We start from the raw sequence: 22739 nt of genomic DNA on the forward strand, positions 1-22739 counted from the left end.
GGTCAACTTGTCAAAGCCATCCTCGTCCTACAACTCCGCGAAGCCCGCTGAAATGGGTTCACTGCTGCTCAGCACGCGTATTGCCGAGCTCAAGCCGGAGAACATCCCGACGAGGGCCACGATCGTGGACTGCGTCGACGACACGAGGTTCCTGGTCCATGAGAAGAGCGGAAGCAGGGCCAAAGGCGGCGCAGACGTCGGACGGCATCACACCACCGCGGTGCTCACCCTCCGCAGGGGCTCCTGGTACGTCACCTCGTACATCCTCAAGGAGGCGGGGACGTGCTGACCCAGGTCCTGGTCTCCTGCGCGCTGACCACCATGGTGTTCGTGGCCTCCGGTGATGACGGTGGCGGTACCGGAATCGCGGAGTGCGGCAGCTTCGGCAGCCCAGGCTGCGCAACCGAGGCCAGGCGCTGGTGGGCCACCAACCGAACCGATCCGACCGGCGGGGGCCATTCCGGCAGCGGATCTGGCTCCGTTCAAGGCCCGACGTGCTCGACAGCGCCGGCACAGGCGCCGGCAGGAGCTCCCAGCAGCGGGCGATGGGTCCTGATCACCTGCCCAGGCCAGCCGCCGCTCCTCGTCCGCGACGGTGGCACGCCGGAAGGTGAGCCAGTAGACGGAGCGCCGGCGCTGACCCCGATCATGGTTGCTCTCATAGCTCGGGACCGCTTCACACTGCCATCGCCCGCCATCGACTCTTCGCCTAAGCCGTCCGACCCGCAGTTGGTCCGGCTCCCGATCTGGCTATCCGTTGGGCGGAGCATCTGGCATCCATACATGTCGACCGCCAGGGCCGGTGGCATCACCGCGACCGCTACGGCGACGCCGACACTCGTCACCTGGAACATGGGCGATGAAACCACGGTGACCTGTAAGGGCCCGGGAACGCCATTCAGACACGGTCGCGACGACGCACGCAAGGAGTCGCCGACCTGCGGCCACACCTACGTCAAGTCCAGTGCGACGAATCCCAGCGCGAAGTACCCGGTGACCGCGACGATCACGTGGACCATCACCTGGAGCGCCGCCGGGGAGAGCGGCACGTTCCCCCCGCTCATCACCACCTCCAGCACAAGCTTCCGGGTCGCCGAAAGCCAGGCGATCGTCACCAACTGAACGGGGGAACATGTTGGTAAGGACTGCCGCTCCGGCACGCCCGAAACCGGGTATGCCGAAACGACGCCGCAGTGTAGGCAGGGTGCTCTTCGGCGGCATCGTCGTCTTGGCATGCTCGTTCGCCTCGGCTGCGGTGACACTGCGCGTGGGGGCTGTTGAAACTGGGGCGTTGGCCGTCCAGACCGATCTGCAGGTGGGACACACCCTCACCGCGGCCGACCTCCGCGCGGTCAAGGGCTCGATGGATGCGAACCTTGTCCCGCCGGGCATGGCGCAGAAGGTAATCGGACGCCAGACGAAGGTGCCGCTGATGGCGGGCACGCTGGTCACCGAGAACGTCGTAGGGGACCCGGCTTTCCCGCAGCCGGGGCTTGCCGTGGTTGGCGTTGCGGTGAAGCCCGGCCAGTATCCACCGGACTTGGCCCCAGGTGACCGCGTATCCGTCTCACCGATTCCCGAAACCGGAGCGATGACGGATGCGAATACCAAGATGAAAGCCGTGGTCGCCGTGGTCACCAAGGTTGACCGGCCGGAACAGCCGCAGAACCCTGCTGTGGTCACCCTCCTGCTGCCACAGACCGACGCGCAGTCCGTCTCGGCTCCGATCGCCCAGGGTCTGGTGAGCTTGATGCAGATCTCACCGGAGGCACCATGACGGTGATCGGCGTGGCATCGGTGAAGGGCTCCCCAGGGGTGACGGCGTTCGCACTCGCCCTGGCGACCACCTGGCCAGGAAGCGCACTACTCGCCGAACTCGACGCCTCTGGTGGCGACCTGGCCGGATACCACGGGCTCCAACCGGATCCCGGCATCGCATCGCTCGCCACAGAGTTCCGCAGGGAACGCGACCCAGAAGTCCTGACCAGGCACACACAGACCTTGCTCAGCGGACTGAAGGTGATCGCAGCGCCGGCCCATCCCGCGCAGGCGTACGCCGCCATCAACGCACTCGCACCCGCGCTCCCCGCGCTCTTTCCGAAGCTCCTCCGTGACACGATGCTGATCGCCGACCTCGGGCGATTGGTCGGACCCTCGGTCGAGCTGGCTCGTTCAACCGACCGGCTCCTCGTTCTCGCCCGCGCCCATCTGACTGATCTCGCGCACCTCGATGGACTGCCCCCGAACGCGGAGTTGGTCCTTGTCGGTCGCGGTCCGTATCCGCCCAAGGAAGTCACGGACGCGCTCGGGCTGAAGGTCCGCGCGCACATCCGCCACGATCCGGTTGCCCAGGCATTCCTGGAGGGCCGACGCCGCCGTACCCGCCTGGTCAGGGCCGCAGAAGAGCTCTCCGCGACCTTGGCTACGTTCGTCCAACTGGAGCCGACTCCATGAAGGACTTGATCAAACAGATGCGCGTCGAGGTTGCCGACAGGATCGCCGCCCGCAGCCGCGCGGACGAGGAGGCCGGACGTCCGCCGATGACCCCGAAGGAGCGGCGCGAGTACGGCAGGAAGCTCACGACGGAGGCACTGGACGCGCACATCCGGCAGTCGATCGACGCAGGTCGTCCTCCACTGGATCCGGTCACCGAGGGGCAGATCGCAAAAGCGGTCGACAACCGGCTGTTCGGGCTCGCAGGGTTCCAGCAGTACCTCGACAACCTGAACATCGAGAACATCAACGCCAACGCCTTCGACGACGTGCACATCACCTATGCCGACGGGACGTCGGAACAAGTCGGCCCGGTCGCGGAATCCGACGAGGACATGGCCGAGACGATCCGTACCGTAGCCGCTCTGCTCGGCGTCGGAGAGCGCCGGTTCGACCCCGGCTCGCCCATGCTGGAAATGGAGCTCCCGGATGGAGCCCGTCTGGTCGCGACGATGGCCATCTCCCGGCAGACAGCCGCGTCCATCCGCCGCCACCGCTTTCCCGACGCCACCATGGACGATCTGTACAAAACCAGGACGTTCGATCGCCAGCTCCAAGGCTTCCTCTCCGCGGCCGTGCTGGCCCGCAAGAACATCTTGGTCGTCGGCGCGACGGGTGGTGGAAAGACGACCCTGGTCAGAGCGATGGCCTCGGTGCTGCCGCGAGACGAGCGGATCATCACCGTGGAGCACCAGTTCGAGCTCGGCCTGGACCGCGACAAGCAAGCGCACTCCAACGTCCTGGCCTTCCAGGCTCGCAAGTCCAACATCGAGGGTCAGGGCGCCGTCACACTTCCGGAGCTGGTCCGCATCGCACTGGGCATGTCACCCAGCCGCGTGATCGTCGGCGAGGTCAAAGGCGATGAGATCATCCCGATGCTCAACGCCATGACCCAGGGCAACGACGGCTCGCTCAGTACCGTGCACGCCAGCTCCAGCGATGGCGCGTTCAAACGGCTCTCATCCTTCGCGATGCAGGCCCCTGAGCGACTGTCGGCCGAGGCCGCGGCCATGCTCATCTCCGAAGCGCTGCACTTCGTCGTGTATCTCACGCTGACCCGCGACGGTATCCGCGTCGTCTCCAGTGTCCGCGAGATCGTCGGGTGTGACGGCATCAACGTCATCTCCAACGAGATCTACGCCCCCGGCCCTGACCGCCGTGCCATACGCAACCACCCGCTGCGCACCGAGACCCTGGACGAGTTCGAGGCAGCGGGCCTGAACGTCGACGAGTGGCTGGCCTCATGACGGAATATGCCCTGCTCGCAGCCCTGACAGGTGCCGGTATCGGTCTCGGGGTCGTTCTCGTCGCCACCGGGTTCAAGCCTCGCGTCGTCGAACCTCGCCGCCCGCTCGACTCCCGGCTCCTGGTGCGGCTGGCCGCCTGCGTGGGCGCCGCCGTACTCATCGGAGCCGTCACCCGCTGGCCCGTCGGCGCCGCGCTCGCAGGGCTGGCCGCGTGGTTCCTGCCCAACGCGCTTGGGCCGGATCGAGAGCACGCTCGGCAGGTCGCCCGCATCGAGGCGGTCGCGGTCTGGGCCGAGATGCTCCGTGACACCCTCGCCGCTTCAGCAGGTCTGCACCAGGCGGTCAGCAGTACCGCGGCCATCGCCCCTGAGCCGATCCGCCCAGAGATCATGGAGCTGGCCGCCCGCCTCGACCAAGGAGAACGGCTTCCGCACGGGCTGAAACTGCTCGCCGACGACCTCGCCGATCCGACCGGCGACCTGGCGTGCGGCGCGCTGATCCTGGCCGCCAAGCGGCAGGCCGGACAGCTCGGCGATCTCCTCGGCCGCTTGGCAGAGGCTGCTCGGGCACACGCGGTGATGCGGCTGCGCGTGGCCGCCGCCCGCGCGCAGACTCGCTCGTCGGTGCGGACCATCATGGCCGTCACGGTGCTCATGGCGGGTGGCCTGATGCTGTTCAACCGCGACTTCCTGGCTCCCTACGGCACCGCGATCGGCCAGGTCGTGATGCTCCTCGTCGGTTTGGTCTTCGCCGCGTCGTTCTACCTCATTCAGCGACTCAGCCGAATCGGCGAGCCGCCTCGCGTCCTCACGAACCTGGAGGAGTGATGGCCATCTCGCTGCTGCTCGGAGCCGGGATCGGCCTCGGGCTGGTGCTGGTGGCATTCGGCCTGCGGCCTGCCCGGCTGTCACTGGCTCAGGAGCTCGTACGGCTCCGCCACGGCACGCCGGCCAAGGCCTCTGCGGAGCCTGATGTGGTTGCTCGACTTGGTCGGCCGCTCGCCACCAGAAGGCCGGTAGGCGCTGCCATCGGGCGTGACCTGGCGGTCTGTGACAAGACGGTGGAGCGGTACTTCGGCGAGAAGCTCGCGGCCGGGCTGGTCTTCTCGCTGCTGGGACCAGCGCTGTACGGCACGCTCGCTCTGGCCGATCTTCGCCTGCCCTGGCAGGTTCCGGTGTGGAGCATGGTGCTGCTCGGCGTCGTCGGCTTCTTCGTACCTGACACCGCCATCCGGTCGGAAGCCGCGAAACGGCGGGCGGAGTTCCGGCACACGCTGTCGGCGTTCTTGGACCTGGTCGTCGTGTCGCTGGCGGGAGGCCGAGGCGTCGACGGGGCTCTTACCGACGCGGCAGCCGGTGGCAGCGGCTGGGCGTTCGTACGGCTACGCGCCACCCTGATGGCCGCGACCTCCGCCCGCCGTACCCCGTGGTCTGCCCTCGGGGAGATGGGCGAGGAGTACGGCATCGGCGAGCTGTCCGAACTGGCAGCCTCCGTCGCGCTGGCGGGCACCGAGGGTGCGCGGGTGCGGGCCTCGCTGGTGGCCAAGGCGGCGTCGCTGCGGGCCCATCAGCTGGCCGAGATCGAAAGCGACGCCCGTGCCGCGACCGAACGCATGAGCGTCGTGACCGTCGGGCTGTTCGTCGGGTTCCTGATCTTCGTCGGCTATCCGGCCATCGCGGCCGTTCTTACGGGGTTCTGAATCACATGGAGGTGTCTCGTGTTGCTCCGGCTCATGGTCCTGTTCGAGGCTCACCTGGAGAAGGTGCGCAAGGCCGTGAACGAACGCCCGGACGCGGGCTACTCCACCGAGACCGTGGTGATGGTCGCGATCCTGGTCGCCATCGCGATCGCCGTGGGCGCCATCTTGATGAGCAAGCTGCTCGCGAAGGCGAACTCGCTCGATCTCGGGTAAGCGAGCGGGGAGCGGTCGCCGCCGAGATGGTGATGACGTTCCCGTTCGTCATGGTGCTGATCCTGCTCGTCGTGCAGTTCGCCATGTGGCAGCACGCCGTGCACATAGCCGAGACCGCGGCGGCGGAGGCACTGGCGGTGGTCCGCGCGCACGGGGGAAGCACGGGCGCCGGTCAGGCCAAGGCGTCCTCGTTGTTGTCGCAGGTGGGTCGATCTGTGCTGCGCTCTCCGCAGGTGTCGGTCTCCCGTACGGCTGACGCGGCTCGTGTGGAGATCGCAGGGGTGGCGCAGGCTGTGGTGCCCTTCCTCGAACTGCCGGTCAGCTCGGTGGCGGTCGGGCCGGTCGAGCGGTTCCGAGGTGATCAGTGATCTGGTCAGGAGGGCAGTTGGGTCCAGGATCCTGCCGGATGCTCGGCCTTCGGGATCCACAGCGACGGCTGGAGTTCCCCCAGTGTGTACCCCTCATCCCAGGGGAACCGGTTCTGCCCGTCAGGCCAGAACAATTGCAGGAACGGCAGCGGAGGGCATTGGTAGAAGCGCAACGCCGTGCCGAACAGGGTCGAGTGCCAGCTGGCGTCGATCGTCTTGAGCATCACCAGGCGCTCTTCCAGCACATCGTCCCGCCGCTGGTCGGCGCGAGCCAAATGACCAGCGGCAATCTCCGCTCCCAGGGTGTTCAAACAGCTTCGCATGAGCTCGACGTCCAGCCCGAACATGGCGATCTCGGGGGAGTCGAAGCTGTGTCGCAGGCCGACGGTGAACGCCCATCCCGGCCCAGCATCGTCCTCCGGGATCATGACGACGCTCCAGCCGTACTCGTTGATGTGCTCGATCGTTCGGCGGTCACCACTGTCGAGTTCGAGGCAGACCACACACTGGCAGGAGTCGGGCATGTGGCTGAGCCTAGAGCAGCTCGTCTTGAACGAGAGCGGGGGTCGGCGACGGCAGAGCTGATCATGCTTACGCTGCTGCTGTTCGTGTTGGCGTTGTTCGCTGTCGCGGCGGGTCGGCTGGTGACCGCGCGGCTGGAGGTCAACAACGCCGCGCACCAGGCCGCGCGGGCCGCATCGATCGTGCGTACCCCGGCCGCTGCTGGTGCCGCCGCCCGCGCAGCCGCTGATGGAGCACTGGCCGCCAAGCGGGTCACGTGTGCGAGTCGGCAGGTGAACGTCGGGCTCGGCTCGTTCCGGCCTGGCGGGAGCGTCACGGTGACGGTCACCTGCCGGGTGAAGCTGTCGGATGTCGCGCTCGTCCACATCCCGGGCAATACGGCGCTGAGCTCGTCATTCGTGGTGCCAATCGACTACTGGAGGTCGCGGTGACCGGGTTCGTGGTGGCCATCGTGGGGGCGTTGTTCCTGTTCGCCGGGCTGGTGGTGGACGGCGGGCTGGCGCTGGGCGCGCGGGTACGGGCAGTTAACGAGGCGCAGGAAGCTGCGCGAGCCGGAGCACAGCAACTGGACCTGGCCGCTTACCGGCGGGACGCCGAGGTGCGGCTGGATCCGGGGCGGGCGCGGGCTGCCGCGCTGGCGTACATCGCGGCCACGCCGGACACAGCGATGGTCACGGTGTCCGGGGACCGAGTCACCGTCGTAGTCCACGCCGTCCAGCCCACGCAGATTCTCGGGCTGGCAGGACTCGGGTCGATCCGGGTGTCCGGGGAAGCCGCAGCCGTAGCACAGCGCGGTGTCACGGAGGTGATGAGGTGAGGGTCCTTTTCATCCTCGGCCGGGGAGCTCGATTCATGCTGGCCGGCGTCGTGCTCGTCGGGATCGAGGGCGGCGTGCCGTACATGCTGGTGCGGTTCGCGGGTCTCCCCATCCCGCGCGGTCTGCCGTCTTGGACTGCGGTTGAGCGACTGTTGCTGCACCCGATACCTGACCAACTCCTGCTCAGCGTACTCGCCGTCCCACTCTGGCTGCTGTGGGCCGCCTTCTCCCTGGCGCTCATCGTTGAGATCACGGCGCTGGCGCGGGGTGTCGAGCTTCACGTTCCGCTGCTTGGGCCGCTCCAGGCCATGGCCGCCGGACTGCTGGGCTCGATGGCGATAGCCGTTCTACCGATCGACCTGCGCACAGCGAGCACGCCGATACAGCCAGCCGCGGTACCTGTCGCGGCCGCGCAGGTCGTGGGAGTTGCGACCGTTGCCGACGGTGCTCCGCATGAGCCTCGCGAACGGGTTCACGTGGTCAAGCCTGGAGACAGCCTGTGGAAGGTCGCCGGTCGCAGGCTCGGCAGTGGGCTCAAGTGGCGCTCGATCTGGAAGCTCAACGCCGGTCGGCGACAGGTCGACGGCCAAGTGTTCACCGATCCGGACGTCATCCAGCCTGGCTGGCGTCTCCGTCTACCCGGTGCGCATCGGTCCCGGCCATCTGTTCAGGTCGAGCAGCCTCCTGCCCGAGAACCGTCGCCGCCCGCTCCAGCTCGAACGGCGCAGCCGGCAGAGCAAACACCGTCCGTGACTCCGGTGATCGTCACCATCGACATGCCGTCCGGTGGGGTCGTGGCCCTATCCGCAGTCGCAGGCATGTGCGTGGCGCAGGCGCTTGCCCGGTTCCATCGGCGACGCCGCCGAGTACCGCCCTCCGCCGCAGAAGGCGTCACGATCACGCCCGAGCCCGACATGCCGCCTGTGATCGAAGCTTCTCGCCGTGCCTACAACCAGTCGTTTCGCGAACAGGACCAGGCGCCGCCATCGGACGCCGAACTGATCCGTGCCGCGTCCGGTATCGAGGTGCCCGGCGACATCGTCATAGGTGTCCACGAGGACGGCTCTCCGGTGCGACTGAGTCTGGCGGGGATGAGCCTCGGACTCGCCGGGCCAGGAGCGCTCGATGTGGTCCGAGGGATCCTGTTGGATCTACTGCATCAGGCAGGCGACTTCCGTGTTGAGGTCCTCACCTGTGCGGCAGACGCGGCCCGGCTTCTCGATGTCGAGGAAAGCCGAGCCCACGCCCTGGCGCGAGTCGTACCTGGGCTGACTGTGCTGGAATCGATGGGGGCAGCGCTCGATCGGTTCGAGGAGATCCGCTTCACCCGACGGCGAATGCTGGCCGAACGAGAAGCAGGTCGCGTCGAAGAACTCCGGCAACGCGATCCGGGGGAGGCGCTGCCCATCGTGATCGTCGTTGTGACGCCGGAGGATGAGGTCGACACTCGTCTGAGCACCCTGTTGGAGGCCAGATGCGGCATGGGCGCCCTTCTGCTGGGCGACAGGCCTGCGGCCACCTGCCAGGTGGCCGCCGATCACTCGGTGTCAGCCGCACATGGCCAGGCTGGGAGGCCCTTGGCCGGCACGAACCTCGTACACCTTGCGGCGGGAGATCTCGTCGACGCACTGCGCGTACTTGGCGAGGCCCAACCTGATGCGTACGAGCAGGATGCGGCTGTCCCGCCGGGAGGCACGGTCGCTGAGTGGGAGCATCCGACGCCTGTATGGGTGCAGGTCATGGGGCGACCGGCTGTCCTGGTGAAGGGTCACGAGCAGTCGCTGCGCATTCGCGGGCTCAAGCTCTCGTTGCTCGTCTACCTCGCGTTGCACCCGCGAGGGGCGACGAAGGAGGTGATCAGTGAGGCGTTGTGGCCTGGCAAGCCGCCTGGTCACGAGTTTCACAGCCTGCTCCGGCATCTGCGCGACGCACTGGAGACGGCCACCGGTCTGACCGGCGAGTCGTTCGTCGTGGCCATGGACAACGAGACCTACCGCGTCGACGCCGAACGGATCGGCTTCGACCTGTGGGAGTTCCAGCGAGAGGTCAAGGCTGTGCGGGTCGCCGCCGACACGGCATCCCGGATCGCAGTGCTTGACCGCGCTGCAAGGCTGTGCGTCGGGGAGCTCGGCATCGGCCTGAGTGAGGAATGGATTCTGGAGGAGCGCTACCCGCTAACTCTGGCCCAGGTCGACGTCCTCACCCAGCTCGCGGAGCTGTGCGACGACCACGAACGCAGCCTGGAGCTGCTCGATCAGGCCCGACGTCTTGACCCGGACACCGAAGAGATCTGGTGTCGGATCATGCGACTTCACCAGCGGCTCGGCCACTTTGACCAGGCCAGGCACACCGGCCAACTGCTCCTGGCGCACCTACGGACCCTGCGTGCCGAACCTATGTCTACCACGGCAGAACTGCTGGCCGCGGTCCTGGGACGTCGGGCGCCCTAGGCTGCCTTTGACAGAAGAAGGGTGGAGACAGCCAAAACCAATCCTCATCAGGGTTGGGATCTGCTATGCGAATCATGTTGTTGAATTCTGCCACCGCGTCCATCTTCTCCCCATCGTCGCCATCAGCCGGGGCTGCCGGACGAGCGACGACAACATAGTTGTCCTGTGGACGGTATCCCCATGGCGCCAGCGCCATGGGGATACCGTATGAGGGCCCGAATGCCCCACCCAGGTGATCGCACGCGCTCTTACCCCTGCGGGAAGCGCCGGAGCTCGTCCTCCGCATAGATAGCCGCGAACGGCGGGGTGGCGCCGAACACGTAGACGACCGCTGCCCAGGCCCCGGCCGGATGGCGCCATCGCTCAAGCAGATCCCCCTGGCGCCAGCCATCCTTGGTCTTGGCCTCCCAGATGGCGACCGGGATGGTGCCCAGCACGCATCGAGGGCAAGGCGTCAGCCGGTCGGTGGATGTGTACGGGACCGGAGTGGGATATCCCGGCGCGCCGCACAGCTCGGCCAGGGACAGCGTGGCCTTGAGGACCTCGCACGTGGGTTCGTCGTGGTAGCAGATACCGCGGCGGTGCCCACCCGTCACAATGGATGGCAAAGGGTTGCGCGGGCAGACTTCGGGGTCGTCGGAGTGGTGCTGGTAGGTGGTGAACTGTTCCCTCTCGGGGTCACGCGGCGCCTGAGCATCGAATCCACGCGTGAACTTTCCGGGCATCGTCCCACTCTCCGTAGGTCGCGATGAGGTCGAGGAAGTTGCTGTCGACACCATCCCGTACAAGTCCGACAATTTCGATCTATTTGTGCGTCGCCCGATCGGGTCGGCGTAGATCTAGTCGGCCATTCGCTGGAAGATGAGGCCATTCTTCTCAGTGGGGCGTTGAGAAGGGACGTTGTCAGGGCTGATGATCGCGATGAGCCGGTCCAGGCCCACCTGCTTGAATCGAGTTCCAGACGCGACTCTACGTCTTCATCGTACAAAGGTTCGATATATTGCCAATGGCGTCAGGGGTTGCCCTTATATCCAGGTGTAATTCTCGTCGGTGACGGCAGGCAGAGCGGCGTCGGTGAGCGTGGCATGTGGAGAGGACAGTGCGGCGAGGGCGGGCCCGATCGGAGGGAAAATGGGCAGGTCGGCGGTTTTGCGGTAGTCGATCCATTCGACGATGCCCACCTCGCGACCGCCATCGGGCAGCTCGTCGTGCTCCTCGGCCGCCATCCGGTCACGGACCTCCGGGCTGACATGCAGCCGGTAGACCAGATGCAGTTTGCGCGGCGGCGCGGTGGGGCCAGGGCGGGTGACCATCTGGTCGGCCACCCACAGCAGTTGAGGCGGCGTGGCCTGGTCGATGTTGAGGGCGAGTTCCTCGGCCAACTCGCGGCCGAGCGCCGCCAGGAGGTCCTCGCCGGGTTCGACGTTGCCGCCGGGTGGGGTGTAGTGGACGGAGTTGGCGCGGTCGCGGCGGATGAGTGCGACGTCGTCGCCGCAGAACACGAGAGCACCCGTGCGGATCTTGATCCGAGTGAACGCCGCCGCGTGTTCGGCGGGGTTGGCTGTCATGGCCGTCAGTATCGCGGCCTGAAGGCCGGCACCGGGAGGAATTGGTGAGACGCGCCCGGGCACCGGTGCCGACCTCTGCTCTCGCTGTCAGGCGACGTCGGCCAAACCGGGCAGGGCGAACGTCTGGCTCCCTGCGGCCAGGTCGACGTGCTCGATGAAGCCGTCCGGAAGCACAAGCTGATGCCTGCGCAGCCAGCAGCCGGTGGAGCGCTCCACGGGGGCGAGATGGCAGGGGTCCATCTCCTCCACCAGCAGGCTGGGCGTGGCGGTGGCGGGGTTCTTGCCGCCGGCCAGAGCCACGGGCAGGTATCCCTTGGCGTTGAACGGCAGCGGCGTCAGGCGCCAGATCGGGCCGCGTACGGTGGACAGGCTCGCCTGCCCGAAGCCGCGTTCCTCGCGGGGAGTCATCGGCTCGCCGTTGGTGGCGGCCAACCCGCGGAACAGGCCCTGAGCGCGGCCTTGGTTCACGATCTGGCCGGTGTCGATGGAGAAGCGGCGGGAGAAGAACAGGCGGGGTGGATATCCGGCCAGGTCGAGAGCTCGGGCATAGGCGGTCGCCTGCGGAAGGACCTGCTCGCGCAGGTGGCGGGCGGCGCGGACGTCGATCAGGTCAGCGGCGTCGGCTTGCTCGGCCAGGGAGGCGAGGACGGCTTCTACGTCACCGCGCGTGGCGGCGAAGTCGTCGCGGCGCCGGAGTCCGCGGCTGCTCTTGTGGGCGAGCAGGGCGTTGAGGAACCAGCGGGTGGCGTCGGTGTAGCCGGACACCTTGCGCGCCTCGGTACGGGGGTAGAGGTGCAGGGCGGTGAAGGTGCCGTCGTCATGGAAGTCGGGGTCGGCGGCGTAGTAGGGGCCATCGGCGTTGCTGAAGCGGTGCAAGCGCACGGATCGGGCTCGATGTGGGAGCGCCAGCATCCCGGCGAGCGCGGCCTGCACCGTGGCGGCGTCGGGCGCGGCGGCGTCGGAGACGATGTGCAGGTACAAGGCGCCGGGCTGGGAGAAGACGGGCTGCGTGCGCTCGTCGAGCCTCTCAATGATCGTCTCGGGCATCGGCTCGTGGCCAGGGTGTGCGGCGACGAGCAGATGCGGCCCGCAGGCCAGAATGTGGTGGCCGTCGATGTGTGTGTCGATCAGCTCGCTCAGGCCGAGCAACGGCGCGAACCGCAGCTCGCAGGCAGCGGTTGCCGCGCCGTGGCCGAGCCGGTCGAGCAGCGGCCGGTAGGTGGCCAGCGCGGCGGCCAGGTCCTCGATGTAGGCCTTGCGGGACATACCGACCCCGCGTCCCGCGTAGCCGATGGTGTAGGGCGTGATGGAGAAGCGGATCCCGTCGAAGACGTCGCCGAGCTCCTTGACCAGCCGCTGGTGCATGTCTCGCAGAGGCTGGGACCGGGCTGAGTAGCCGACCGTGGAGACGCGGAACCGGACCTTGAGCACGTCGCGGGCCAACGCCGCGTAGGTGTCCAGGTGCGGGTAGGAGGCTATGTCGTTGTCGAGATAGGGGAAGAGGACGCGAGGCCGGTGGATCCGGCCAGAGGCGATCGCCAGATCACGTTCGGCGGCGACGTCGGCGAGCGACGTCACGAACTCGGTCAGGCCGTACTTGGTGAACTGCCACACGTCGCGGCCTGCGGCTTGTGAGCAGAAGGCGCACCGGTTGAAGCAACCGACGGCGGGCGCGAGGTACTGCAGGCGGGTGAAGGCCTCCTCGGGTAGGCCCCGCAGCTGGTCGCGCAGGCCGGGGAGAGCGGACGTCGTCATCTTGAGTCACCTCTCGAGAGTCGGAGCGGGAACGGAGTGGAGCCGGCGGCCGACAGCGTCCAAGACGGCGCGGCCGAAAGCAGACAGCGAGTGGGGTCCGTCGAAGGGACGGCAGGCGCCTGCGGTGATCGCTTCGGCCGTACCGAGCTCGGCTCCGGGCAGGCACCTCACGTCGGCTGTGGGCAGGTTGGCCAGCAGCAGTTCCCCGCGGTCGGCGTCGGCCTGCGCGGGATGCGCGCCCGGCTTGGTCCAGATGAGGCTGCCTTCCACGAGGCGATAGATGCCGGGCCCGTTCAGGTTGGTCACCGTCACGGGTTCGGTTCCGCGGTTGCGGAGCTTGAGATAGAACGGGCCTGGCTGGGTCTGGGTCGCCGTCGTGACGGTGTCCGCGTTGAACTCCTCGGCTGGCGGTAGCCAGTCCACCTGGCCGCCGAGCAGCGCGGTCAGGTGGGCGGTCACGAACGGCGGCAGGCCGCGCAGCTGCTGGTTGACGCCAGAGACTTCGGTGGTGCCCTGCTTGCGGCAGTTGATCTCGTTCAGCTTCACGCTGCCCTCTGCAGTGAGGATCGCATCCAGGCCGAACAGTCCTGCGTAACGGTGCGTTCTCCACGCCCATACACCGACCTGTACGGCTGCCGCTATCAGATCGGCGGCTGCCTGCTCAGGCCACGGCCGGGACCAGTCGTTGCCAGCGCTCTTGCCCGACCCGATCCCGGCCTCGCCGACGCCCACGGCTTTGTGGGAGGGCCGGTCCACGTACACCGCCACTCCGCCAGAGCCGTCGGGGATGGACAGCGCCGTGGTGTTGGAAGACCAGCCGGGGATGAACGCGGCTACCTTGTACGGGCCGAGCATCTGCGCCGCTTGGGCCAGGTCGGTGTCGGTGTCGACGAACACGGTGCCGCGCCCCCCGGACTCGGCGCCGCACTGCACCACCAGGCGGTTGGTGCCGAGCTTGCGGCGCAGCTCGGCCAAGGCGGGCAGGCGGCCGGTCACGCGGATGGAGCGGATCCGCAGTCTAGCCGGAACGCCTGCGGCTCTCAGGAGATCGTCGAAGTCGGCCTTGTCCTCCAACTGGCGACGTAACCCGCCATCCACCGCGGCGATCGTTCCGCGCGGCCCCGTCCACTCCCGTAAGCGTGACGTGCTGTACCAGGTCGCGATGACTGGCGGAGTCGACAGAGTCGACATCAACTCGCGGGCGGCGCTGTCGACGACGTTCAGCCAGGCGTGCCGCTCGGCCGGGCCACGCACACGGGTGGATGCCTCTTCGGCCAGGCTTGCCTCCGGGGAGGCAGCCTCCCATCCGGCGTAGCAGGCGATGGCGAGCGCGGGACGCGCGGACGGCACCGGATGCGAGCCCGCATAGGCCGTACGGCCGGAGCAGGCGAAGCGTTCGACACTGACCAGAGGCCGCCCGCCAAGGGCAGCACGCAGAGCCCGGTCAGCGGCTTCCACCAGCGACGGGTCCGGCGATCCCAGCCCGGTCATGCCGCGCTGTGTTGGTCGCAGGCGGGACGGGGCAGCAGTTCCCCCGGACGGTCTGTGCCCATTGCCAGGTCGATCACCTGGGCGGCCATTTCCCCAGGGGTGTGTAGCGAGCTGTCGAACACCAACAGACGATCATGACGGCGGCCCATACCGTGCACGAGTGTGGCCGTGAAGGCCTCTGCGAACCGCCTGTCCTCAACCCCGCGAATGTCGACCGCGTCAGGCTTGAGGCGGGTGCCCAGTCGGCGGCGGCGGACCTCTACCGGGGCGTGCAGGTAAACGGCCACGTCGAAGGAAGCGAACAGGCGTGACCAGCGCAGCGCGAGGGCGGCGGCCAGGTAGGGGCCGCCCGCCATGCCGAAGGCCACCGTGCGGTCCACGTACCCGTCTTGGATGATGATCGCGTCGCGCGGGTCCGACTTCACCAAGGCAGCGTCCACCGCGTATCCGGCGAGGAAGGCGGCAGTGATGAAGCCGCTGTCGGGCTGGCGTACCCGCCGCAGCTTCCTCAGCAGCGGCTCCAGTGGGTGATGTTCGGCGAGCATGCCGCGATGGCATGCGGCTTCGATCCCTCGGGTACCGAACTCGCCAGCCAGCGCTTCGACCAGCGTGGTCTTCCCTGACAGATCCAGCCCGTCGACAAGGATTCGCATCGGCGATCTCCCCTTCTATAGAGGCGTGGGGCCGACCCGCTGGTGCGGGCAGAGCAATTTGCCGCCGGGTCGGCGATCAAATCCCCCGCTTGAAGCAGGCGGCTGGGTGACGGGCCGGCCCACCACAGCGGTCTCCTCTGGAGCGGGCTGGCTTGCACCTCACCATCAGTCGCGTGAAGTCGCAGGTGAAGAGCATGGGTGTTGCCTTCGGTTGCCGTTGGGTTGCCTTGCGTTGCCTTTGCCCTGGTAGCTCTTCACAGCGTCAGCACAACGACACACACTGAGGGCCGAGCCCTTGACCGAGGGGACACGATCGTGGACGCGGCCATGTTGGCCTGACTGGCTACTGCTGGCGTTATGTGACGATCGCACCGTTTGCGAGTCGCCGTGGACACCGACGGGTACGTTGCAAGTACTCGACGACGTAGGAGGGCGGCCCGTGGACCGTCGGGGATTCCTGATCACCTCTACCAGCGCCCTAGCTGCCATCGCCGCGCAATGGGCGACAGCCCCGCAGGCGCTGAGCGCGACCACCGGCCGTCGAGTCGGCCACCAGGTTGCTGACCTCTTCGACCAGCGTTTGGACGCCCTGCGGCATCTGGATGACCATGTCGGCTCGTGGCAGGCATACGATGCCGCCACCGCCGAGCTGCGGCTGATCACCAGCACACTGAAAGATGCCTCCTACACAGGACAGGTCGGCCACCGCCTCTACGGCTGTGCCGCCGAAGCGTCGCGACTGGCGGGCTGGTGCGCCTACGACGACGGGCACCACGCCGCTGCCGAGCGACACTTCGTCACCTCGCTGCGCGCCTCCGCGAGCGCCGGAGATACCACCCTCGGTGCCAGCACCCTGGCGTTCTGGGCCAACGTCCGCTACTCCAGCGGCGACCCGCAGGGCGCGCTCGACCTCATCGACGGCGCGCTGGCCAGCTCCGGCAGGATCACATCCCAGCGGGTGTTGGCCATGCTGTACGCACGACAGGCCCGCGCCCACTCCAAGGCGGGCGAGTCCGCCGCCGCCTATCGAGCCATCGACACCGCGCTGAACGCTTACGGGCACGCCGGGCCACCGGATGAGGATTTGGCGGCGATGTACTGGATCACCGCGGGAGAACTCCACCAGGTCGCCGCCAGCGCAGCGCTCAGTCTTGGTGAACCCAGGCGGGCTCTGGCGCATTTCGATTTGGCCGTCCACGGCCACGACCCGTACAACGCCGCGAAAGAGGCGCGCGGTACGGCTATCTACCTGGCCAGGCATGCTGAGGCGTACTTGGCGCTGGATGAGCTGGACGCGGCAGTCGAGACTGCCGAGCGGGCCCTGGACTTGATGGGCGGTGTGGACTCTGCGCGCGGTACGAGCGCGCTGGACGAGCTCCGAAGCGGCCTGCTGCACCACAAGGATGTACCGGTTGTGCAGAGCTTCCTTGTGATGACCGCCTGAGCGATCCCAGCACTTCCCTGGCACATCACTCGTGAGCAATGCAGAGCTGCTCGAAGTGGGCCGTACCACCGTTCTCACTCTCCACGGGAGCCGAACGGGAAATGTGTGTCCGTGCATGCTCCTCTATGTCACCGTGACCCCGGCGGCAGGCCGATCGTGTACTGGCAGCTGACACGATGTACAGCTGACCTGCGGAGACGGACATGGGGATCCTGGAGGCGTTCCACGGGACGCACACTGCTGCCGTGCGGGCCGGGTATCGCGCGATCGATTGGTCGCTGCCAGCGCTGCGGTGCGACAGGGTTCGGGTCCGGGCGCACACGTGCGAGTGCGGCGAGGTGTTGTTCGAGTTCTGCCTGGCGGGTGGATTGTCCTTCATCAGGCGCACGGTGCGGCACGGCGAGGGCGTCGTGGTTCACGAGTCGGACTGGTTCGTCACTCGGGTCGTGGAGCGACTCTGGGAGCAGCTTCTACGTGGCGAGGCTCGTTGACTGGGTGCTCGTGCTTTCCTGCACGCGCCGGGGCGTGCGCGGGGTTGATTTGAACGCGACGGGTGGGCGGGCGCGTATGCCCAGGTGGGGCGGCCTTTGACCCCGTCGTCGCGTACCGCGACTCGTAGGCAGATCGCGGTCATCCACTTCAAAGGGCCGGGCGGCGGCGCTTTCCTGTACAAGAGTTTCATCGGACGATTTCTTTGTTTTCCCATTCCCTGAAAACGCAAATTAACTCACTAGGCCAGTCTCTCTCTTTTTGCTTTTCGTTCTCCATTATAAGCGCTCTGACCTGCGAAAACTCCCTAGATACTCTCCGTAATTCATTGATTCGATCTCGCTTTTGCGGTTCAATTGAATTGAGAGAAGAAAAAGGCGCCGCGCGGGGCGCGGTGCGGGAGATCGGAGCAATCGTGGAAAAGGGAATGCCTGGCAAGTGCGTACCATCCAACGTTCCCGGATCAACTCTTGGGCCGGAAGACATGGCGCGCGTAACGCCGGAAGACTGGTGGGAAATTCAAAAGCTGTCGCGCGGCTACTGCCGTACGGTCGACGCCACGCGGTCACGCAAGCGAATGGACGGAAGCGCAACCGTCGTCAAGGGCGGATACGCCCCGTACGGGACTGACGACGTGTCGGACGATGTCACGCAGGACGCCGTGCTCATGTTCGCTCAGCGTCTGCGCGACATCATCGCGAAGTGCGCCTGTACCCCGGATGGGGAAGGGTGGATCTACGTTAGGCGCGACGGCGCGGAGATGGTCATCATGCGAACGACTCTCAAGCGGTGGGCGGTTCGGGATGCCGCCGCGCGCAACGGCTACCGGGTGGACGTGCCCCCGGAGAAAATCGACGCCACGCCGGGCGCGCAGCTCATGCGTGGGCTCCCCCATGCCCAGAACGTCACCCATGCGGCGATCGCGTTCTGTGCCGCTCAGAACAGCGCCACCATCTTCCGTCAGGCGTTCGGGGACGGTTCGGACTTCCCGGTCCTGGCTCAGGTGTACGACGTCGCCGCTCAGGCAACGGATCTGGGACGTGCGGGCGTGCTCGCTTCGGCAGCTCAGCGGGTTCACGGGGGCGTGTACGGCTCTCGCCGGAACGTGATCCGGGTGCGGGATGCCGCGCGGACGGAATGGCGAGAGCTGTCGGCACGCCTCGACGAGGCCAGAGACGCCATAGTGTACGCCAACGCAGAACCGACCGGCGACTGACGGAATAGCCGTCAAATGGGCCCCAGGGACACCCTGGGGCCCATTTATATGAACGCACACAGCCCTATTCCTGACCTTTCGAGGGATATTGGGAAGGTCAACCGGAAGTTGAAAATCCGTGGACGTTTGGACATCGGATCGCCCCGTATTTAAGTGAGTGCCGAAAGCGCGCCGAACAAACGGCGCGAGCGCGCGACCGGCGGTAGAGCCATCCGCATAGTTTTCAAGAATGCGGACGGTTGAGTCGTTCCGGTGCCCGTATTTAAGTGAAGGCAAGGAACGCTATCACCCCGCGTCAAGCAAGTGCGGAGAGACCAAACGCTCGGCCTTCCGCGCACGGGGGACGCATATATCCGAGAGAAGGAGGGAGACGATCATGGCTGCCGATTGGGCGGTCGGAGATTTGACAGTCGCCGGTGGTGGGCGCGTGATGCGGATCGTGGCGATCGGCGAAGTCCGGGATGATACGGCGACGCTGGTTCCGGCGGCCGACCCGGACAGGAAGCACGAATACGGCGTCACGCGCGCGCTGGACCCAATGCCCGCCGGGGCGGAGGTGATCACGTGCCTGGGGTGTCTGTGGAAGACGCACCTGTGGACGGACGCCACCCACACTAACCGCTGGTCGGGGGTTCGGATGCGGCTGATCCGCTGCTCCAGGTGCTATGTGGATCTTCTCGGCTTCCGTGACATGGAGCTACACACCACCAGTTCCACGATCCGACCGCATCACCTCACCAAGTAAACCGGGAGTGGCGATGAACCATGCCCTCATCCTGCCCACCGGGTGGATCATCAGCCCACGTCTGATGCCCGCCTGGCCGATCGACGCCGATCACGTCCTGGAGTTGGTCCCCGCCGAACGGACGTCCGACGGCCGGATCAGGTGGCGCTACCGGCTCACCCGCAAACGCCGGGTGATCTTCTCGGCGTCCGACATCTACTCCAGCGTCGGCGCGATGTTGAGCACGGCGGAGCTGGTCAACGCCGCGCGTACCGTCCTTGCCTTCCTGACGCTGGACGCCGGGGACACGGACGCTGACTACTTCACCGACTACACGAAAGCGCAGCTCGCATGGCGCGACACGCACGCCGAAGGGCTGTCCCTGTTCGCCATGGACGGTCTCTGCGGTTACTGCGGCTCCGAGGAGCACCCCTCTCCCGGCTGCCCTGCGCGGTGAGGCGGCGTGCCGTACGGCTCCGCTCCCGGCCGGTACGGCACGCTCCCTGACCGCCCGCCGAAGGGAGAAACACCATGTGGTTCGGTCTGTGGTACGGCGGCAACGGCTACAGCACGCCGGAGCTGTCCGACCTGGAAGAGTTCCCGTCCCTGGCCGACGCCGGGGCCAAACTGATCGCCCGCCACCGGGATGGTTACTGGCGCCGCTCGCGCTTCGCGTTCGTCGACCGCGACCCGGCGGACGTACTCACTCCATGCGTCGGCGACGACTGCGAGATCTGGATTTACCGCTCCCGCGAGTCGCTCGACTACCCCGACCGCCGCCTGTGGCTCGGCCCGCGCGGCGGCATTCGTTCCGAATCCTGCTGACCAACCATCCCGTCTGCCCCCGGCCAGAACCCGGCCGGGGGATTTCGCTTCCCTGGAGGTTGACCATGTCCAACGACACCGTACGGCTCAGCAACCCGGCCGACTTCATCGCGATCGTCCCCTACCTGCTGGGCTACCACCCTTCGCCCCCGTCGATCGTGGCGATGGCGTTCGATGCCGAACCCACCCGGTTGCTCGGCGTGGTCCGCTTCGACCTCCCGAACGACTCGGCGGAGACGCCGCAGCTGGCCGAGCGCCTCGGCAAGCTGCTACGGCGCAACGGCTGCCACGGGGTCTTCCTGATCGGGTACGGGCCGGGTGCGCTGGTCACTCCGGTCGTGGACGCGATCACCAGCAGGCTCGACGGGATCCACCTCGTGGACGCCGTCCGAGCTGAGGACAACCGGTATTGGTCGTACTGCTGCGCCGATCCGGGGTGCTGCCCGCCCGACGGCGTGCCGTACGAGATCGCCGAGAGTCGGGCGGCCGTCGGGGCGGTGCTCGCTGGGCTGGTCGCGCGGCCGGACAGGGAGACATTCGCCCGCACGCTCGACCCGGCCAACGGGGACGACCGTGAGCTGGTCACCGCCGCCACCCGGACGGCGTGCGCGCGCACCCGCGAACTACTGAAGTCCGCGAATGGCGCCTACTGGTACCGGGAGGGGTTGGACCGGGTGGCTGAGGCGTTCGACACAGAGCGGCTCACCGCCGATCAGGTCGCGTGGCTCGGCGTGCTGCTGACCGGGATCTTCGTACGCGACGGCGCCATGACCTTCATCGGGCGGTACGACGACGACGCGCACATCCGCCTGTGGACCGACGTCACCCGCCGGGTGGATCCGGCGTTCGCCGCCGCGCCCGCCGCGTTGCTGGCGTTCGTCGCCTACCGCTCCGGGAACGGCACGCTGGCCCGGATCGCGGTGGAGCGCTCGCTGACCGCCGACCCGGGATACCGGTTCGCACTGCTGACCGCGTGCGCCCTGGACCACGGCATGCCGCCGGAGACCCTCGCGTCGATGGACTGCGCTGGGCTGGCCGACGACATCGCCGCGAAGGTCGACGAGTTCCCGCACGTTGCCTGCCCGATCATCCCGGAAGGGTGGTGACGTCGTGGGGTACGCCGCTGCCCGGTCCGCCGTCGTCGACGGCGTGACCGGGCGGCCGGTCACCGTGACGGCGGACGTCTCGCCCGGACTGTCCTCGGTGACCGGCTGCACTCCAGAACAGCGCGACCGGATCCGCGCCGCGATCATTAACAGCGGGTACGACTGGCCGGACGGGCGCATCACGCTGTCCGCCGAGCTGTACGGATCGATGACCGATCTCGCGGTCGCGGTCGCGCTGCTCGCCGCTGACGGACAGTTCCCGGCGGAGCTGCTGGCGAACGTGACACTGCTGGGCGAACTCGACCTCGACGGTCGGCTTCGCCCGGTGTGCGGCATCCTGCCCGCCGTGTCCGCCGCCGGGAACAGCGTGCTGATCGTGCTCGCCGGGTCCGCCGCTGAGGCGGCTCAGGTGCCTGGTGCGGTCGTAATCCCGGTGGTACGACTGGCCGAGGTGGTCAGCTGGCTGTCTGATGGCGCCCTGCCCGTGCCCGGCCGTCCGGCGGACGTGTCGCCGGTGCCTGCCCTACCGGCGTTGGACCTGGCCGATGTGCCCGGCAATCATGCCGCGCGGTTCGCGCTGGAGGTGTGCGCGGCGGGCGGGCACCATCTGTTCCTCGCCGGGAACGGCCCGGGTGTCATGCTCGCCGAACGCCTGCCCGGCATCCTGCCGCCGCTGGACGACTCCGCCGCGCTGGAAGTCGCCGCGATCTACTCGATGGCCGGGCGGTACGACCTGGCGCCGGGCCGGGTGCCGCCGATGTCCGCGCCGCACCATACGACCACGCTGGCCGGGGTCGTCGGCAATCTGCACCGTCCGGGCATGCTCTCCCTTGCCCATCGGGGTGTGCTGGTGCTGGACGATGCGCCGGAGTTCAACCGACAGATTCTCGGCGCGTTGCGGGGGGTGCTGGAGTCCGGCGAGGTGCGGGTCTCCGGACGGGATCGGCTGATCCGCTACCCGGCGCGGATCCAGCTCGTGTTGCTGGCCGCGTGCTGCCCGTGCGCGGGGTCCTGTTCCTGCACCCCGGCGGTACGGCGGCGTTACCTGGAGCGGCTCGCCCGGCCTATGCCGTACGTGGAGGTGCGCGCCCAGCTCGAACGCCCAGCTCGGGTCGTCGGGCGGGGCGAGCCGAGCGCGGTCGTGGCCGTGCGGGTGAGTGAGGCTCGCGAGCGTGCCGCTGCACGGCTGGCGGGCACGCCCTGGAGGACCAACGCCGAGGTTCCCGCCGCTGAGCTGCGTACCCGCTTCCCGGATGCGCCGGATGCGATCGCGCTCCTGGACCAGGCGGTATGCACCGGCCGGATCACGTCGGCGACCTTCCCCCGGCTGCTGCGCGTCGCCTGGACACTGGCCGACCTTCGCGGCGCTCATCAGCCGTCCGAAGAGGACGCCGCGCGCACGCTCGGGCTGTGGAACGGGGTGTGTGATGCGCCCCGGTGACCCGGGTCCTGGTACGGCCGTAGCGGGCTGAGGCGTTGCGCTCGCACTACTTCTATCCCGGGGTGGTCACCGAGACCGCGGCCAGTGGGTGGCTGCGGGTCCGCCTGGACGACGGTCCCTTCCGGGCGCCGTGGGAATACGGCATTCAGACCTTTCACGCGACCGATTTCACGCTCTGGCCTGTGGTTTCGCCGCATGCGCTCTCTGAACGAAAGGAA

The 22739-nt window shown here is 67.6% G+C and carries 25 protein-coding genes and 1 pseudogene; 20 read left to right on the forward strand and 6 right to left on the reverse strand.

The window, feature by feature from the left end; translation table 11 throughout:
- The 9 genes and pseudogenes from ACFSKW_RS26820 to ACFSKW_RS26860 all read left to right on the forward strand — a co-directional run.
- On the forward strand, nucleotides 1-289 hold a 289-nt coding region (locus ACFSKW_RS26820; RefSeq protein WP_379575212.1), incomplete at its 5' end, for a hypothetical protein.
- Nucleotides 283-1122 carry a hypothetical protein gene (locus tag ACFSKW_RS26825; protein WP_379575213.1) on the forward strand — a complete coding sequence of 280 codons (840 nt, stop codon included), beginning with the start codon at nucleotides 283-285 and terminating at the stop codon, nucleotides 1120-1122. The genes ACFSKW_RS26820 and ACFSKW_RS26825, both read left to right, overlap by 7 nt.
- 82 nt (nucleotides 1123-1204) lie before the next feature.
- Nucleotides 1205-1777 (forward strand): hypothetical protein, encoded by a 573-nt coding sequence (locus ACFSKW_RS26830; RefSeq protein WP_379575214.1) that lies wholly within the window; start codon nucleotides 1205-1207, stop codon nucleotides 1775-1777.
- Nucleotides 1774-2454 (forward strand): hypothetical protein, encoded by a 681-nt coding sequence (locus ACFSKW_RS26835; RefSeq protein ID WP_379575215.1) that lies wholly within the window; start codon nucleotides 1774-1776, stop codon nucleotides 2452-2454. Before ACFSKW_RS26830 ends, ACFSKW_RS26835 begins: the two co-directional genes overlap by 4 nt.
- On the forward strand, nucleotides 2451-3740 hold the full coding sequence (locus ACFSKW_RS26840; protein ID WP_379575216.1) for a CpaF family protein: 1290 nt from the start codon (nucleotides 2451-2453) through the stop codon (nucleotides 3738-3740). The genes ACFSKW_RS26835 and ACFSKW_RS26840 overlap by 4 nt, the downstream gene beginning before the upstream one ends.
- A complete protein-coding gene (locus ACFSKW_RS26845) occupies nucleotides 3737-4567 on the forward strand; it encodes a type II secretion system F family protein (protein WP_379575217.1) in 831 nt (276 codons plus the stop codon). Before ACFSKW_RS26840 ends, ACFSKW_RS26845 begins: the two co-directional genes overlap by 4 nt.
- Nucleotides 4567-5439: a type II secretion protein F gene (locus tag ACFSKW_RS26850; RefSeq protein ID WP_379575218.1), complete on the forward strand. Its 873-nt coding sequence runs from the start codon at nucleotides 4567-4569 to the stop codon at nucleotides 5437-5439. Before ACFSKW_RS26845 ends, ACFSKW_RS26850 begins: the two co-directional genes overlap by 1 nt.
- A gap of 18 nt (nucleotides 5440-5457) precedes the next feature.
- On the forward strand, nucleotides 5458-5652 hold the full coding sequence (locus tag ACFSKW_RS26855; protein ID WP_379575279.1) for a hypothetical protein: 195 nt from the start codon (nucleotides 5458-5460) through the stop codon (nucleotides 5650-5652).
- 20 nt (nucleotides 5653-5672) lie between these two features.
- Nucleotides 5673-6020: pseudogene (locus tag ACFSKW_RS26860) on the forward strand (TadE/TadG family type IV pilus assembly protein); the annotation flags it as partial.
- A 5-nt stretch (nucleotides 6021-6025) separates the two neighbouring features.
- Here ACFSKW_RS26860 and ACFSKW_RS26865 read toward each other — a convergent pair.
- The gene (locus ACFSKW_RS26865; RefSeq protein ID WP_379575219.1) at nucleotides 6026-6544 is read right to left on the reverse strand and encodes a DUF4262 domain-containing protein; all 519 of its coding nucleotides are present in this window, start codon (nucleotides 6542-6544) and stop codon (nucleotides 6026-6028) included.
- On the opposite strand from ACFSKW_RS26865, the gene ACFSKW_RS26870 reads away from it, so the two are divergent.
- From ACFSKW_RS26870 to ACFSKW_RS26880, 3 genes are read left to right on the forward strand one after another with little or no spacing between them, the layout of a single operon-like run.
- Complete coding sequence (locus tag ACFSKW_RS26870; RefSeq protein WP_379575220.1) at nucleotides 6545-6973, forward strand: TadE/TadG family type IV pilus assembly protein; 429 nt, start codon at nucleotides 6545-6547, stop codon at nucleotides 6971-6973. It begins immediately after the preceding gene.
- Entirely contained in the window at nucleotides 6970-7359 is a 390-nt protein-coding gene (locus ACFSKW_RS26875; protein WP_379575221.1) for a pilus assembly protein TadG-related protein, read from the forward strand. The genes ACFSKW_RS26870 and ACFSKW_RS26875 overlap by 4 nt, the downstream gene beginning before the upstream one ends.
- Nucleotides 7360-7394: 35 nt before the next feature.
- A complete protein-coding gene (locus ACFSKW_RS26880) occupies nucleotides 7395-9809 on the forward strand; it encodes a LysM peptidoglycan-binding domain-containing protein (protein ID WP_379575222.1) in 2415 nt (804 codons plus the stop codon).
- Nucleotides 9810-10057: 248 nt separating this feature from the next.
- Here the strand turns inward: ACFSKW_RS26880 and ACFSKW_RS26885 are convergent, their stop codons facing one another.
- The 5 genes from ACFSKW_RS26885 to ACFSKW_RS26905 all read right to left on the reverse strand — a co-directional run bounded on the left by ACFSKW_RS26885 (nucleotide 10058) and on the right by ACFSKW_RS26905 (nucleotide 15276).
- Entirely contained in the window at nucleotides 10058-10534 is a 477-nt protein-coding gene (locus ACFSKW_RS26885) for a hypothetical protein (protein WP_379575223.1), read from the reverse strand.
- Between the two features lie 300 nt (nucleotides 10535-10834).
- The gene (locus tag ACFSKW_RS26890) at nucleotides 10835-11377 is read right to left on the reverse strand and encodes an NUDIX hydrolase (protein ID WP_379575224.1); all 543 of its coding nucleotides are present in this window, start codon (nucleotides 11375-11377) and stop codon (nucleotides 10835-10837) included.
- A gap of 87 nt (nucleotides 11378-11464) precedes the next feature.
- Entirely contained in the window at nucleotides 11465-13132 is a 1668-nt protein-coding gene (locus tag ACFSKW_RS26895) for a hypothetical protein (RefSeq protein WP_379575225.1), read from the reverse strand.
- A 6-nt stretch (nucleotides 13133-13138) separates the two neighbouring features.
- Nucleotides 13139-14623: a hypothetical protein gene (locus ACFSKW_RS26900; protein WP_379575226.1), complete on the reverse strand. Its 1485-nt coding sequence runs from the start codon at nucleotides 14621-14623 to the stop codon at nucleotides 13139-13141.
- A complete protein-coding gene (locus ACFSKW_RS26905; RefSeq protein ID WP_379575227.1) occupies nucleotides 14620-15276 on the reverse strand; it encodes a nucleoside/nucleotide kinase family protein in 657 nt (218 codons plus the stop codon). The genes ACFSKW_RS26900 and ACFSKW_RS26905 overlap by 4 nt, the downstream gene beginning before the upstream one ends.
- Nucleotides 15277-15715: 439 nt before the next feature.
- On the opposite strand from ACFSKW_RS26905, the gene ACFSKW_RS26910 reads away from it, so the two are divergent.
- The 8 genes from ACFSKW_RS26910 (at nucleotide 15716) to ACFSKW_RS26945 (ending at nucleotide 22521) form a co-directional block, all read left to right on the forward strand.
- Nucleotides 15716-16720, forward strand: a complete 1005-nt coding sequence (locus ACFSKW_RS26910) for a hypothetical protein (protein WP_379575228.1) — start codon at nucleotides 15716-15718, stop codon at nucleotides 16718-16720.
- A gap of 203 nt (nucleotides 16721-16923) precedes the next feature.
- Nucleotides 16924-17211 (forward strand): hypothetical protein, encoded by a 288-nt coding sequence (locus ACFSKW_RS26915; protein WP_379575229.1) that lies wholly within the window; start codon nucleotides 16924-16926, stop codon nucleotides 17209-17211.
- Nucleotides 17212-17693: 482 nt separating this feature from the next.
- Nucleotides 17694-18425 (forward strand): hypothetical protein, encoded by a 732-nt coding sequence (locus ACFSKW_RS26920; RefSeq protein ID WP_379575230.1) that lies wholly within the window; start codon nucleotides 17694-17696, stop codon nucleotides 18423-18425.
- Nucleotides 18426-18801: 376 nt separating this feature from the next.
- Nucleotides 18802-19170 carry a hypothetical protein gene (locus ACFSKW_RS26925; RefSeq protein WP_379575231.1) on the forward strand — a complete coding sequence of 123 codons (369 nt, stop codon included), beginning with the start codon at nucleotides 18802-18804 and terminating at the stop codon, nucleotides 19168-19170.
- A 13-nt stretch (nucleotides 19171-19183) separates the two neighbouring features.
- Nucleotides 19184-19606, forward strand: a complete 423-nt coding sequence (locus ACFSKW_RS26930; protein ID WP_379575232.1) for a hypothetical protein — start codon at nucleotides 19184-19186, stop codon at nucleotides 19604-19606.
- A 74-nt stretch (nucleotides 19607-19680) separates the two neighbouring features.
- Nucleotides 19681-19974 carry a hypothetical protein gene (locus tag ACFSKW_RS26935; protein WP_379575233.1) on the forward strand — a complete coding sequence of 98 codons (294 nt, stop codon included), beginning with the start codon at nucleotides 19681-19683 and terminating at the stop codon, nucleotides 19972-19974.
- A gap of 65 nt (nucleotides 19975-20039) precedes the next feature.
- Entirely contained in the window at nucleotides 20040-21080 is a 1041-nt protein-coding gene (locus tag ACFSKW_RS26940) for a DUF4192 domain-containing protein (protein WP_379575234.1), read from the forward strand.
- A 4-nt stretch (nucleotides 21081-21084) separates the two neighbouring features.
- A complete protein-coding gene (locus ACFSKW_RS26945; RefSeq protein ID WP_379575235.1) occupies nucleotides 21085-22521 on the forward strand; it encodes a YifB family Mg chelatase-like AAA ATPase in 1437 nt (478 codons plus the stop codon).
- Nucleotides 22522-22739: the final 218 nt, after the last annotated feature.

The sequence above is a fragment of the Nonomuraea mangrovi genome (assembly GCF_042681425.1).
In the GTDB taxonomy this organism is placed as follows: Bacteria; Actinomycetota; Actinomycetes; order Streptosporangiales; family Streptosporangiaceae; genus Nonomuraea; species Nonomuraea mangrovi.